This is a genomic window from Acidisoma silvae (assembly GCF_020618775.1).
GTDB lineage: Bacteria > Pseudomonadota > Alphaproteobacteria > Acetobacterales > Acetobacteraceae > Acidisoma > Acidisoma silvae.
In genome coordinates, this window is the sequence record NZ_JAESVB010000001.1 from 780,133 (window position 1) to 793,794 (window position 13,662).

Consider the following 13,662-nt stretch of genomic DNA (forward strand, 5'->3'; position numbering starts at 1 on the left):
GCCGCAATCTATGCTGCGCGCTCCTATGCTGGGGTGAGTGCCTATGTCGAAAGCGCTGAAGGTCGCGGTCCAGATGGACCCGATGCAGACCGTCAATATCAATGCCGATTCCACCTTCGCGCTGATGCTGGAAGCCGAGCGTCGCGGCCATCAGCTATGGCATTACGAAGTGCGGCACATGGCACAGCGCGGCACGCGCATTTCCGCCCGCGCGCATCGCGTGGCGGTGCGCCGCGAAGCCGGCAATTTCTACAATTTCGGGCCGACGGAAGAGCTCGATCTGTCGACCATGGACGTGATCCTGATGCGTCAGGATCCGCCCTTCGACATGGCCTATATCACCGCCACCCATATGCTGGAGCATATCCACCCCAAGACCCTGGTGGTGAATGACCCGGCTGCCGTGCGCAATGCGCCGGAAAAGCTGCTGGTGACGCATTTCCCCGATCTGATGCCGCCGACGCTGATCACCTGGGACCGGCAGGCGATCGCGGAATTTCGCGCTGAATTCAAGGATATCATCATCAAGCCGCTGTTCGGCAATGGCGGTATCGGCGTCTTCCGCGTGCGTGAGGACGACGAGAATTTCGGCTCCATCCTCGACAGCCATTTCGTCCGCACGACCGAGCCGCTGATGATCCAGCGCTACGAGCCGGCGGTGCGGCAGGGGGACAAGCGCATCATCCTGGTCGACGGGGTGGCGGCGGGTGCCGTCAATCGCGTGCCGGCGGCGGGCGACGCGCGATCCAATATGCATGTCGGCGGCCGGCCCGAAAAATCGGCGCTGACGGCGCGCGAGCAGGATATCTGCGCGCGGATCGGGCCTTACCTCAAGGACAACGGCCTGATCTTCGTCGGCATCGACGTCATTGGCGACTATCTGACCGAAATCAACGTGACCTCGCCCACCGGCCTACAGGAAATCGCCCGCTTCGACGGCATCAAGATCGAAGAGACGATCTGGGACCGCATCGAGGCGCGGCTCTGACGCGGCCGGGGTCATGGGCGAACCGCAGGAGCCGACGCGCCGCCGGGTAGAGCTGGACGGCGCCTGGCCTGATCTGCCACGGCTGGCGGGTGCCGCGCGCGTCTTCCTGCGCGTGCTGGCGGTGCTGCTTTGGACGATCATCTGCGGCCTGCCCCAGGCAGTGCTGATCTTCCTGCCGGGACGGCCCAAGGTCTGGGTGCCGCTGATCTACTGGCGCGGCTGCTGCTGGTGCCTGGGGATGACGGTGCGCGTCACCGGTGCGCCGATGGTGCGCGACCTGCCGGTCGTCTTCATCGGCAATCATTCCTCCTGGCTCGATATTCCGGTGCTGGGCGCCTGCCTGCCGGCCTGCTTCATCGCCAAGGGCGAGGTCGGCAAATGGCCGGTCATCTCCATCGTCTCGCGCCTCGGCCGCACCATCTATGTCAGCCGCAAGATGGCGGGCGCGGCGCGGGAGAATGCCGATATTCGCAATCGGCTTCAGGTCGGCGACAGCCTGGTGCTGTTCCCGGAAGGCACGACGTCGGACGGCGCCCGCGTCATGCCTTTCCGCTCGGCCTTCCTGGCGGTCGCGGAATCCGACATCCCCCACCGGTTGCAGCCTTTCAGCATCGTCTATGACCGGCTCGACTTCCTGCCCGTGCGGCGGGCGGACCGGTCTCTGTTTGCCTGGTTCGGCGACATGGATCTGGCGAGCCATTTCAATCGTATCGCGCGGCATCGCGGCCTGCGGGCGACCATCGTGCTGCATCCGCCGATCGACCCAAAGGCCGGGCTGACCCGCAAGCGCCTGGCGCAGCAGACCTGGCATCAAGTGGCCGTGAGCGCGGCCGAAATCCGCCGCAACAGGGATTAGCAGCTCCGCATAGCCTGCCATCTCTGCCGTCGGGAGGTCAGGCAATGGCCAGGTTCAGGCCATGACAGAGGAGCTTTGATGGCGAATACATCCGGCGCGACCAGCTTGGCCCCGCATGAGGAAACTCTGCGGCAGGTCTTCGATCAGAGCATCGCAATCGGTCCCGCCTGGATACCGGGCTATGTCTGGAGCACCATCATCCTTGTGCTGGCGGGCCTGCTCGGCCTGCTGCTGCACCGGGTGACGCTGAAACTGTTCAAGCGCTTCCGGGCGCCGCGCAAGGTCCGCACCTTTTTCGAAGTCTTCGTGGAACATACGACCGGGCCAAGCCAGGTCGCCTATGTCCTGTTCCTGACCGGCGCGGCGCTGCCCTCCCTCAGCTTTTCCGCCGCGACGACGCTGACCATCGCGCATTTCCTGCTCATCGGCTTCGTGCTGCTGGTGGGCTGGACCTCCATCCGGGCGCTGGAAATCTTCGCGTCGCTGTATCTCGGCCGCTTCAAGACCGATACCGACGACAATCTGCTCGCGCGCAAGCATCTGACGCAGATACGCATCCTGAAACGCGCCTGCGACATCCTGATCGGTCTCGTTACCGTCGGCATCGCGCTGATGACCTTCGATCAGGTGCGGCAATACGGGATCAGCCTTTTCGCCTCTGCCGGCGCGGCGAGCCTTGTGGTCGGTCTGGCCGCGCGGCCGCTGCTGACGAATCTCATCGCCGGCGTGCAGATTGCCATTACCCAGCCCATTCGCCTGGAAGACGCGGTGATCGTCGAAGGGGAGTGGGGCTGGATCGAGGAAATCACCAGCACCTATGTCGTCGTGCGCCTGTGGGACTGGCGGCGCATGGTTCTGCCGATCGCCTATTTTCTGGAAAAGCCGTTTCAGAACTGGACGCGGGAATCAGCCGCGCTCATCGGCTCGGTCTATCTCTATGTGGATTACTCGGTGCCTGTTCAGGCGGTGCGCGACAAATTAGCGGAAATCGCGGCTGGCAGCGCGCTGTGCGACGGCCGGGTCGTCAATCTTCAGGTCAGTGACGCGAAGGAACATGTTATTGAATTGCGCGCGCTTGTCAGCGCGCGCAACGCTCCGCAATGCTGGGACTTGCGCTGTGTGGTGCGGGAACAGCTGATCGCCTTTTTGCAGTCTGATTATCCGGGGGCCCTGCCGCATATGCGGGTGCAATTGGATCGTGAAGCAAGTCACGCGGCGCCAAACGCCAATAATTGACCAATTTATGCTGCGCACAATAACATTTGTGCAAGAAAAGCAGCGATTTAAAGTCATGCTGCAATGCAGCAAAGATCATTATTTAGTCTATGCCGCAACGCAGCAAATTTGTGCGCTGCGGCAAAAGTTAAATTGCAGCAATGCTTTAGGGGCTATTTGTCGTCGCAACCCCACTTAACTGCATAGGTATATTGTCCATGCGTCGGTTGGGAGCCTTCTTTTCGAGGACTAGAGCCTAGAATCACGTCTTTAAGGGATGGGAATTCGTATCATGAGTGCAACCGCATCCCCCGGGATGGCGACGAAAATCGCCACCGGGGATCATAGTTTTTTCACCGCCGGCATGGCCGCTTTGGCCGGGCTGATGTTCGGTCTCGATATCGGCGTTATTTCCGGCGCGCTTGATTTCATCGGCAAGGCTTTCGGCGCCGGTGATGATGCCAAGGAATGGATCGTCAGCAGCATGATGTTCGGCGCCGCCGTCGGCGCGCTCGCCGCTGGCGTGCTGTCCTTCCGCCTCGGCCGCAAGATTTCGCTCATCCTGGGCGCGATCCTTTTCGTTATCGGCTCGCTGTTCTGCGCCGCCGCCTGGTCGGTCGAAAGCCTGATCATCGCCCGCGTCGTGCTCGGCCTCGCCATCGGCATCGCGACCTTTACGGCGCCGCTGTACATCTCCGAGATCGCCCCGCCGGAAAAGCGCGGCTCCATGATCTCGACCTATCAGCTGATGATCACCATCGGCATTCTGGCCGCCTTCATCTCGGATACGCTGTTCAGCTATTCCGGCGCCTGGCGCTGGATGCTGGGCATTGTCGCGGTTCCCGGCGCGCTCTTCCTGATCGGCGTCATCCGTCTGCCGAACAGCCCGCGCTGGCTGCTGATGCGCGGCAAGACCCGCGAGGCGCGCGAAGTGCTGACGCAGCTGCGTGGCAACAAGCAGCGCGTCGACGCCGAATATAACGAAATCGAAGAGCAGCTCCGCCGCCCGCAGGCCGGCTGGTCCCTGTTCCGAGAGAACTCCAACTTCCGCCGCTCGGTCTTCCTGGGCGTCGTGCTACAGGTGGTTCAGCAGTTCACCGGCATGAACGTCGTCATGTATTACGCGCCGCGCATCTTCCAGGCGGCCGGCTTCCAGGGCCACATGGCGCTGTGGGGCACGGCGATTGTCGGTCTGGTCAATGTGCTGGCCACCTTCATCGCCATCGGTTTCGTCGATCGCTGGGGCCGTCGCCCGGTGCTTCTGACCGGCTTCGTCGTCATGTTCATCGGCATGGGCGTGCTGGGCTATATGCTGCATATAGGCACGACCACGCTGCCGGCGCAGATCTTCGCCGTCGTCATGCTGCTGATCTTCATCACCGGCTTCGCCATGTCGGCGGGTCCGCTGATCTGGGTGCTGTGCTCGGAAGTTCAGCCGACCAAGGGCCGCGATTTCGGCATCGCCGCCTCGACGCTGACCAACTGGGTCGCCAACTTCATCGTCGGCATCACCTTCCTGTCCATGCTCAACGGTTTCGGCTCGGGCATCACCTTCGGGATCTATGCCGCGCTGAACCTGCTCTTCATCTTCTTCACGATCTTCTTCGTGCCGGAGACCAAGGGCGTGACGCTGGAGCGCATCGAATCCAACCTGATGGCCGGCAAGCCGCTGCGCAATATCGGCGCGTAAGCGGGTTCAAGACTGCGCCTCGGCCGGCGGCGTTAAAGCCGGCCTACGAAAATCCTGATTTCCCTTGGAGGGGCTGGCTCAGAAATCTGAGCCAGCCTTTTTCTTTGGATGGTTAGATTTTGTCAGAGTCTGTCAGGGTTTGATGGAAGCAGCCCCAATCGTTGTCATCGCCAGGCGGCGCGCCGCCCGCGGCATGACGGCATTTGGAGATGATTCGATTTAACTCAGACAGACCCTAGAACCTGATGTGTTCAATGCGTCATCCCGGCCTTGAGCCGGGATCTTCTTAGTTGGGCGACTACGAAGAAGATCCCCGTGACAAGCACGGGGATGACGACGTTTTCTAACCCTGGCTCGGTGCGGCCATATGGCCAAGCCACAGAACCGGTCCCTGCGGCAGGTTGGTCGGCGATCCGCCCTTCTGCTCCAGGCTGACCATGATCTCCATCGGCGCGCGGACGGTGGCGGGCAGGGTGATGCTGCGGCCGTCGGCCGTAATCAGGCCAAGCGGCCTCGGCACTTTCTCGCCGTCCGGCAGGCCCCAAAGTTCCAGATCCTTGCCGGATGCGACAGCGATATGCTGCAACGGCTTGAACTGCACCGCATTGTCCGGCCCGATCGAGGCCAGCCAGGTCGGCGCGCCACCATTGGGCGGCGCCAGCACGGCGGCGGCCAGCGGAACGCCCGGTGCAGGTGTCTGCACCGCCGGATTGCGGATGACGACGACAATGACCAGAGCGGCGGCGAGGCCGAAGCCGAGCGCCGTCGTCGACCGCCAGAAATTGAGCCGGCGCAGCAGGCTGGCGCGGCTTTGCACGGTCGCGCGCGGTGCCTCCGCCGGGGCGGCGGCCATGGCCGAGATGCCGCAGCTGGCGGCGATGCGCGGCCACAGATTGGTCGGCGGGGCTGCCACCGGCACCAGCACGGATAGCGGGCTCAGCCGATTTTCCCATTCCGTGATGGCATCGCTCAGCACGCTGTCTTCGTCGGCGCGGCGCTGAACCGCCTCGCGTTCGGCGCCATCCAGCACGCCCAGCACATATTCGGCGGCGAGCAGGTTACGGTCGTCGTCCTGAAACGCGCTCATGCCTCAAGGCACCGCTTTAGGCTCGCCAGCGATCGCCTGATCCAGGACTTGATCGTGCCGAGCGGTGTGCCGGTCTTTTCCGAAATATCGTTATGCGTCAGGCCATCCGTGAAAGCCTGCACGAGAAGGGACCGCCGGTCGGGTTCCAGCTCTTCCAGGCAGCGGCGCAAGGCCGCACCCTCGTCGCTGGTGACAAGCTGCGCCAGGGCATTGGGGGTTTCATCCTCCAGCTCCGGTGGCTCGTAGCCCGGCGTTTCGCGCACGCGGCGGCGGGTGATGTCGAGCGCGCGGTAGCGGACGATGCTTGTCAGCCAAGCGCCGGCCGCGCCGCGCGCGGGGTCGAAGCGTACGGCCTGGTTCCAGACCTGGACGAAAGCGTCATGGGTGGCGTCCGCCGCTAGCGCAGGGTCGCGCGTGATGCGCATGGCCAAGCCATGCAGGCGCGAAGATTGCGCGTCATAAAGCGCGCGGAAGGCCGTCCGGTCGCCGGTGGCGCAGCGGAGCAGAAGTGCCGTCAGGGCATCATCGCCGCGATCGGCTATGTCGCTAGTCTGGGACAACGGAAAGTGCCACTCCCGCACAGGCCGCACGTAATGCGCGTATTGCCGGGGGCGACTATTGCCAGTCCGGGTGAGGGACGCAAGCCGGCTGCGCGCGTCGAGGGCAAGTATGGCCATTGGCCGGGAAATCCTTCGCTAATCCGGGCAGGCTAGATTGAGCCTTCCATCATGTTACGAAGGCTGGCGGACACCGGATGTAGCGAGGCCCTGTAACTTCGGAATGTCGCAATGCAGAGCGAGATGGTCTGCAAGTGCATCCAAAACCGCCTCAACCGACGACCTATGGTCGAGGTCCGACGGTGCCGCGCCAAAACGGGTCAGCCATGCCGAGCGCTGACGGTCATCGGCAAAGAATCCATGCACATAGGTACCGATCAAACGTTCGTCATCTGAGGTGGCACCGTCCCGGCGGCCATCGGCGAAGGTCACCACAGGCCGCGCCAAAGCCGGGCCGGTTGTCACCCCCATATGCATCTCGTAGCCCGATAGCGGCATGTTGTCCCGTGCCGTGACGCCGCTGACGGCGCGCAGCTGTTTCGGCCCTGCCAGCACGGTTTCGACGTCGAGCAGGCCGAGACCCTGCACGGTCGCGGGCGGGCCTTCGATACCGTCCGGGTCCGCGATGGTCCGGCCCAGCATCTGATAGCCGCCGCAGAGACCCATTACATGGCCGCCGCGCCGGTAATGGGCGATGATATCGCTGTCCCAGCCGCAGGCGCGGAGTGCGGCCAGATCGCTGATGGTGGTCTTGGAGCCGGGCAGGATGACGAGCGTGGTATCGGCCGGCAGCGGCGCACCGTCGCGCAGCATCAGCAGATCGACCTCGGGTTCGGCGGCCAGCGGGTCCAGATCGTCGAAATTGGCGATGCCGGGCAGAACCGGCACGGCGATGCGCAGCTTGCCGCCACGCGGCGTGAGGGCGGCGCGGCTGCCAAGATCGGCGGCGTCCTCCGCCGGCAGGCGATGCGCCGACTTGAAAAAAGGCACGAGGCCCAGTGCGGGCCAACCGGTGCGTTCCGCGATGAAGCGCATGCCGTCATCGAACAGGCTGGGGTCGCCGCGCATACGGTTGACGATGAAACCCCGGACGAGCGCGCGATCCTCGCTGTCCAAAACGCTGTGCGTGCCGACAAGACTGCCGATGACGCCGCCACGGTCGATATCGCCTGCCAGGATGACCGGCACATTGGCCGCGCGTGCGAAGCCCATATTGGCGATGTCATGCGCGCGGAGATTGACCTCGGACGCGCTGCCGGCGCCTTCGACCAGAACGATATCGGCCTCGCCACGCAGTTTGGCGAAGCTGTCCAAAACGAATGGCAGAAGCTGCGGCTTCAGCGCCTGATAGTCCCGCGCCCGGGCCTGGCCCCAGACGCGGCCCTGCACGATGATCTGCGAGCCGACCTCGCTCTGCGGCTTGAGCAGGATCGGGTTCATATGCACCGATGGCGGCACCCGGCAGGCCAGCGCCTGCAATGCCTGGGCACGGCCGATTTCGCCGCCATCGGCCGTGACAGCGGCGTTATTCGACATGTTCTGTGGTTTGAAGGGCCGCACGCGCAGACCCTGACGCGTCAGCAGGCGGCAGAAGCCGGCGACGAGCATCGACTTGCCCACGCTCGACCCCGTGCCCTGGATCATCAGGGCGGCGGTCATCGCCCCACCACGTCATGCCCGCGAAAGCGGGCATCTCCTGCCAGCCGTGGTTGCTTAGCCAGAAGATCCCCGCTTGCGCGGGGATGACGGCTCTTCAGGCTCACGCGCCGAAGCGGCCGTTTTTGGGGAAGCCGACCGGCGGCTGGCGGCCGGTCTGCGCGCGACCGCCCAGCCAATCTTTCAGATTGGTTTCCGTCCGCGTCCGCTCGCCCGACTTCCAGGACAGGCCCTCCGCCAGCTTGAAGATACGGACATCGGCAACGCCGCCGTCCTTGTATTTCTGTAGCTGCACGCCCAGGCCCTTGGTCATTTCCGGCACCTGGTCCAGCGGGAAGACGAGCATCTTGCGGTTTTCGCCGACGATAGCGAGATGATCGCCGCCATTCACCGGTGTGGCCAGCATCAGTTCCTCGCCCGGCTTCACGGTCAGCACCTGCTTGCCGGCCTTGCGTTCCGACAGAAGATCGTCGGAGCCCACGATGAAGCCCCGGCCTGGCGTCGAGACCAGCAGGTATTTCGCCCCCGCGCTATGGGCGAAGAGGGTCACGACCTCATCCTCATTGCCGAATTCGGCGAGCAGGCGGATGGGCTGGCCGTCGCCCCGCCCGCGCGGAATTTCATTCGCACGCAGCGTATAGGCACGGCCGTTGGTGGCCAGCAGGCATAGCTTGTCGGTCGTATCGCAGGGCAGCATCAGCCGCAGTTCGTCGCCTTCCTTGAAGCGCAGCTCGGCATCCGGCGCGACCGCGCCCTTCATGGCCCTGATCCAGCCCTTTTGCGACAGGATGACGGTGATCTGTTCGCGCTCCACCAGGGCCGCGTCATCGATGGTGATGGTGGCAGGCGCCGTGCCGATCAGGCTACGGCGCGCGCCGAGCGGACCGCCCGCATAGGTCGAGCGGATTTTTTCGAGTTCGGAGACGATGCGGTTCCAGCGCAGCTTTTCGTCGCCCAGCAGCGTGCGCAGGTCCTTGCCCTCTTTGGTGAGGTTCTTGTGCTCCTTGCGGATTTCCATCTCCTCCAGCCGGCGCAGTGACCGCAGCCGCATATTGAGGATGGATTCCGCCTGAAGATCGGTGAGCTCAAAGGTCTTCATCAGACTCGGCTTGGGCTCATCCTCCTCGCGGATAATGCGGATGACCTCATCGAGATTGAGATAGACCGCCAGATAGCCGTCCAGGATTTCCAGGCGCCGCTCGATCGCCGCCAGGCGATGCTGCGACCGGCGCACCAGCACTTCATGGCGGTGGTCCAGCCAGGCGCGCAACACGTCGCGCAGCGACATGACGCGCGGCGTGCGGGTCCCGTCCAGCACGTTCATGTTCAGCGGAAAGCGGCTTTCCAGCGCCGAGGTGCGGAACAGGCTTTCCATCAGCATGGCGGGTTCCACCGTGCGGACTTTCGGCTCCAGCACGATGCGCACGGTCTCGGCACTTTCATCCCGGATATCGGCCAGCAGCGGCAGCTTCTTGTCTTCCATCAGCTGCGCGATCTGCTCGATCAGCCGGGACTTTTGCACCTGATAGGGAATTTCGGTGATGACGATGGTCCAGGTGCCGTGCTTGCCCTGTTCCACGGCCCAGCGGGCGCGAATGCGGAAGCCGCCGCGACCGGTCTCGTAAGCCTGAAGCAGCGCCGCCTTTTCCTCGACGATTTCGCCGCCCGTGGGGAAATCCGGCCCCGGCATGAAGGTTAGCAGGTCGGCGGTCGAGGCATCGGGTCTCTGTACCAGAAGAATGGCGGCGGCGCAGACCTCGGCCGCGTTATGCGGCGGGATGGAGGTCGCCATGCCGACCGCGATGCCGGCCGCGCCATTGGCCAGCAGGTTAGGGAAATTGCCGGGCAGGACGAGGGGTTCCTGCTCCTCACCGTCATAGGTGGCGCGGAAATCGACCGCATCCTGGTCGATGCCTTCCAGCAGCGCCTGGGCCACTTCCGTCAGCCGTGCTTCGGTGTATCGCATGGCGGCGGCGTTATCGCCGTCGATATTGCCGAAATTGCCCTGGCCTTCGATCAGCGGATAGCGGACCGAGAAATCCTGCGCCAGGCGCACCATGGCTTCATAGATCGAAGCATCGCCATGCGGGTGGAATTTACCCATGACATCGCCGACGACGCGGGCGCATTTCTTGAAGCCCGAGGTCGGGTCCAGCTTGAGCTGGTGCATGGCATAGATCAGCCGGCGATGGACGGGTTTCAGGCCGTCACGCACATCCGGCAGGCTGCGGGACATGATGGTCGACAGCGCATAGGCGAGGTAGCGGTCGCTCAGCGCGTCGGCGAGCGGCGTATTCTCGATATGGCCAGCGAAGTCGTCAGGCATGGAAGTCTCCGGGCGGCGGGGCCAGAATTGCCCACGGGCGCGAACGATACAGGAACACAGTCGGGCTGTCAGCCTGCGGGCTGTGTTCAGTCCGCGCGTGCCGCCAGCGTCTCGACCATCTGATAAAGGTGACGGCGGGCTTCGGGAAGCGGCTGATGATGATGGCCGAAGGCGTCCCGCTCCAGAAAATGGCCGGTCAGGCGCAAAGCATCGCGCCATTCGGCCGCGTCCTCGCCGCCGATATTCGCGCCGGGACGCAGGAATGCGGGCAAGGGCAGCAGCTTGCCCGCCCAGGCGCCGGCGGCTTCCGTCGTCACGGCGCGGCCGGTGCGGGGCGAGACGAAGGCCAGATTCTGCGTCGCACCGGTGACGGCGCAGGAGGACAGATCGAGCCCATAGCCCAGATCGGTCAGCAGGCTGAGCTCGAATCGCACCAGATCGGCGGGGGAGGCGAGTTGGGCGGCAATGCGCGGCAGCAGATTGAGGAGCGCGGAAAAGCTGGCCGGCTGGGGTTCGCGCTCGGGCAATGCGCCGGCGGCGGTCGCACAGGCCGCGCGCAGCAAGGCGAGGGACAGTGCGTCGTCCATCGCTCCCGGTGCAATGGCCTGCACCATTTCGCCGGTCAGATGGCCCAGCTGCTCGGGCAGGCGGCCGACCCAGCGCAGCGCCGCCAGATTGCCGCTTTGCCACAAGGCCACTTGCCGGCGGGACGCGCCGCCGCGCACCAGGCCCTTATGCAGACCCTGCCCGGCGGTGAAGGTGGAGACGATCAGATCGGCGTCGCCATAGGCGCGCGCGTCCAGCACGATGCCCGGCTCTTCCCATTCCGCCATGTCAGCAGCGGGCTCCGGTATCGTCTTTGTTGTCTATCAGCTTTGGGGTGCCCCAAAGCTGCGTCATCCCCGGGCTTGACCCGGGGATCCAGCCGTGGCGGCGCCACGACGGGTGGATGGCCGTGTCAAGCCCGGCCATGACGGGCTCGGGGAGCGTCCCATCCAATTTGGATGGCGCCTAAGATGGCAGATGCTCTTTCAAACGCGGCATCAGCTCCACCAGATTGCAGGGGCGCTGGCGGATATCGAGCTGGGTGGACAAAATGCCGTCCCAGCCGTCTTTCACGGCGCCAGTGCTGCCAGGAAGGGCGAAAAGATAGGTGCCGCCGGCAACCCCGCCGATGGCGCGGGACTGCATGGTCGATGCGCCGATTTTGGCATAACTGAGCATGCGGAACAATTCGCCGAAACCGACGATTTCCTTGTCCAGCACGCGCATGAAGGCTTCCGGCGTCACGTCGCGGCCGGTGATGCCGGTGCCGCCCGTGGATATCACAACATCGACGGTCGCGTCGGCAATCCATGTGCGCAGCTGCGCTTCGATCGCATCCGCATCATCGCGAACAATTTTACGGTCGACGAGCTTATGCTCGGCCGTTTCGATGCAATGAGCCAATGCGTCACCGGAACGGTCTTCCGCCAGGCTCCGCGTGTCGGAGATCGTGAGGATCGCGATATTGACCGGAACAAAGGGGCGGGAAAGATCCATGCCCTGATTCTAATGGATTGTTGTGGAACTGGCGATAGCGGTGCCGGCCGCGCCATTGCTGGTGAGGTGCGGAAAATCGCCATCTGCCAGCGCATCCAGACTGGGAACGGGCAAATTCAACTGCGCCGCATAAGCCCAGGAATAACGTAACACACTGAAAACAAACTGCCGGGTTTCCGTATTCGGAATCATTTCGATATAGAGCAGCGGGTCGTGCTCGGCCGCCTGCGCGTTGCTCCATGTTGAAGTTTCAGAAGGGCCTGCATTGTAACTCGCAAGAATGCGGATCAGGTCGCCGTCGATATGGGATTGCGATGCCAGATAGTTGATATACCTCTGACCCATTTCGAGATTGTAAGCGGGATCGGCAAGACCATTGGAGCGGCGTTGAATTTGGGTTGCGCCCCATTTGTTCATGAATGCCGCCGTGGCCGGCATTAGTTGCAAAAGCCCGCGCGCGCCGGCGCCGGAGACGGCGCTCGGATCGAAATTGGATTCGACGCGCACCAGTGCATAAAGCAGCGACGGGTCGATATGCAGGCCGTGCTGAGGAAACAACGACAATGGCGGAATGACGACGGTGCTGCCCGGCGGGCGCGTCGGATCCAGGGCCGCGATCTGGCTGGCCAGCGTCGCCATACCGGCTTTCCAGGAAATCAGCATGATGGCGCGGCTGAGGCCGGGGTCATGGGCGACGGTTGGATAAAGATGGCGGAATTCCTCTTCCGCCAATGTGCTTTGCCCGACCTGCAACAGGGCGAAGGCGCGCGCGCCGGCCGGTTTGGCGGCAACGGCTTCCAGATCGGCCAGGCCCAGTAACTGCTGGCCCAGCCCGTCCGGCGTATCCTGGCCCAGCATCCGCCGGGCGAGCGTCGCGTAGAAGCCGGCGCCGCTATCGGCGGCGCGCCGCATCCAGCTCAGATAAACCATATTCTGCCGCGCCTTCAGCGCTGCGCGCGCCGCCCAGAAGGAAGCGCAGGCAACAAGATTGGGCGCAGCCTGCGGTGCCACCGCCGCATCCGTGAAGAAATCAAGCGCGCCGGCACCGCCGTCACGCCAGGCAGCCAGACCGGCGACGAAGGACGGCAGGCCAAGCTTCCCATGGGCTTCGTCGATGGCGGTTTTTGCGAGATTGGCCGCGAATCTGTTTTTGCCATTGGCGAAGGCGATATGAGCGACTTCGGCGCGTAAGGTGGCGCCATAAAGCTGGTCGATCTTGGCGGCGGCGATAGCAGCCACGGCCGCGTCGAAACGGCCCGCTTGCGCCAGGCCCAGCACGCGCGCGTCCAGCCCTGGCTGGCGCGTGATACCGGTATCGGCCGGGCCGATATCGAGATCGGCCCCTTCGGACGGGCTGGGCGCTGCCAGATAGGGCAGGGTCGTCAGCGGCGGCATTTTGCCGCTTTTGGCGGTCTTCAAACGCAGCTGCAGAACATGGGCGACGGCAGGGGCCTGGGGCTGGTCGCCATATTGCGCCAGCCAGTCCTGAAGTTCCGGCACGCTGGGCTTGTCATAGGGACCGATATAGCGGTCAGCCAAAATCGGCCCGAGCAGAATGCGGTTGGATAGCTGCGCCGTCGCCTTCTGGGCGTCGGCAATTTTGCCTTGCGCCTGGAGGGCAAAGATCTGCCGCACTAGAACCGCATCGCTGGGGTTCAGGGGTTGTGGAAACGCAAAACCATTGCCGCCCTGCGGGTCCGCACGGGGCACCGCGTAGGCAGTCTGGTCGCTAAGCTTTGTCTCAG

Annotated in this window: 11 protein-coding genes; 4 read left to right on the top strand and 7 right to left on the bottom strand. The window is 63.9% G+C overall.

Translation table 11 applies throughout. The features are described 5' to 3' along the window. The first annotated feature begins 43 nt into the window (after window positions 1-43). The 4 genes from gshB to ASILVAE211_RS03745 all read left to right on the top strand — a co-directional run bounded on the left by gshB (window position 44) and on the right by ASILVAE211_RS03745 (window position 4,749). On the top strand, window positions 44-988 hold the full coding sequence (gene gshB / locus ASILVAE211_RS03730) for a glutathione synthase (RefSeq protein ID WP_227319926.1): 945 nt from the start codon (window positions 44-46) through the stop codon (window positions 986-988). Between the two features lie 13 nt (window positions 989-1,001). Continuing rightward, window positions 1,002-1,844: a lysophospholipid acyltransferase family protein gene (locus tag ASILVAE211_RS03735; protein ID WP_227319927.1), complete on the top strand. Its 843-nt coding sequence runs from the start codon at window positions 1,002-1,004 to the stop codon at window positions 1,842-1,844. A 78-nt stretch (window positions 1,845-1,922) separates the two neighbouring features. Then, window positions 1,923-3,080, top strand: coding sequence for a mechanosensitive ion channel family protein (locus ASILVAE211_RS03740; RefSeq protein ID WP_227319928.1), 1,158 nt, complete (start codon window positions 1,923-1,925; stop codon window positions 3,078-3,080). Window positions 3,081-3,375: 295 nt separating this feature from the next. Further along, window positions 3,376-4,749, top strand: a complete 1,374-nt coding sequence (locus ASILVAE211_RS03745) for a sugar porter family MFS transporter (protein WP_227320128.1) — start codon at window positions 3,376-3,378, stop codon at window positions 4,747-4,749. Between the two features lie 343 nt (window positions 4,750-5,092). Here the strand turns inward: ASILVAE211_RS03745 and ASILVAE211_RS03750 are convergent, their stop codons facing one another. From ASILVAE211_RS03750 to ASILVAE211_RS26285, 7 genes are all read right to left on the bottom strand, one after another. Beyond that, complete coding sequence (locus ASILVAE211_RS03750) at window positions 5,093-5,836, bottom strand: anti-sigma factor (RefSeq protein WP_227319929.1); 744 nt, start codon at window positions 5,834-5,836, stop codon at window positions 5,093-5,095. Beyond that, window positions 5,833-6,513 (bottom strand): sigma-70 family RNA polymerase sigma factor, encoded by a 681-nt coding sequence (locus ASILVAE211_RS03755; RefSeq protein ID WP_227319930.1) that lies wholly within the window; start codon window positions 6,511-6,513, stop codon window positions 5,833-5,835. Before ASILVAE211_RS03755 ends, ASILVAE211_RS03750 begins: the two co-directional genes overlap by 4 nt. Before the next feature lie 54 nt (window positions 6,514-6,567). After that, window positions 6,568-8,052: a cobyric acid synthase gene (locus tag ASILVAE211_RS03760; RefSeq protein ID WP_227319931.1), complete on the bottom strand. Its 1,485-nt coding sequence runs from the start codon at window positions 8,050-8,052 to the stop codon at window positions 6,568-6,570. Window positions 8,053-8,152: 100 nt separating this feature from the next. After that, window positions 8,153-10,375, bottom strand: a complete 2,223-nt coding sequence (gene parC / locus ASILVAE211_RS03765; RefSeq protein ID WP_227319932.1) for a DNA topoisomerase IV subunit A — start codon at window positions 10,373-10,375, stop codon at window positions 8,153-8,155. 86 nt (window positions 10,376-10,461) lie between these two features. Then, window positions 10,462-11,208 (bottom strand): DNA repair protein RecO, encoded by a 747-nt coding sequence (gene recO / locus ASILVAE211_RS03770; RefSeq protein WP_227319933.1) that lies wholly within the window; start codon window positions 11,206-11,208, stop codon window positions 10,462-10,464. A gap of 178 nt (window positions 11,209-11,386) precedes the next feature. Then, a complete protein-coding gene (gene moaB, locus ASILVAE211_RS03775) occupies window positions 11,387-11,917 on the bottom strand; it encodes a molybdenum cofactor biosynthesis protein B (RefSeq protein ID WP_227319934.1) in 531 nt (176 codons plus the stop codon). A 9-nt stretch (window positions 11,918-11,926) separates the two neighbouring features. Continuing rightward, window positions 11,927-13,627: a lytic transglycosylase domain-containing protein gene (locus ASILVAE211_RS26285; RefSeq protein WP_227319935.1), complete on the bottom strand. Its 1,701-nt coding sequence runs from the start codon at window positions 13,625-13,627 to the stop codon at window positions 11,927-11,929. Window positions 13,628-13,662 lie beyond the last annotated feature (35 nt).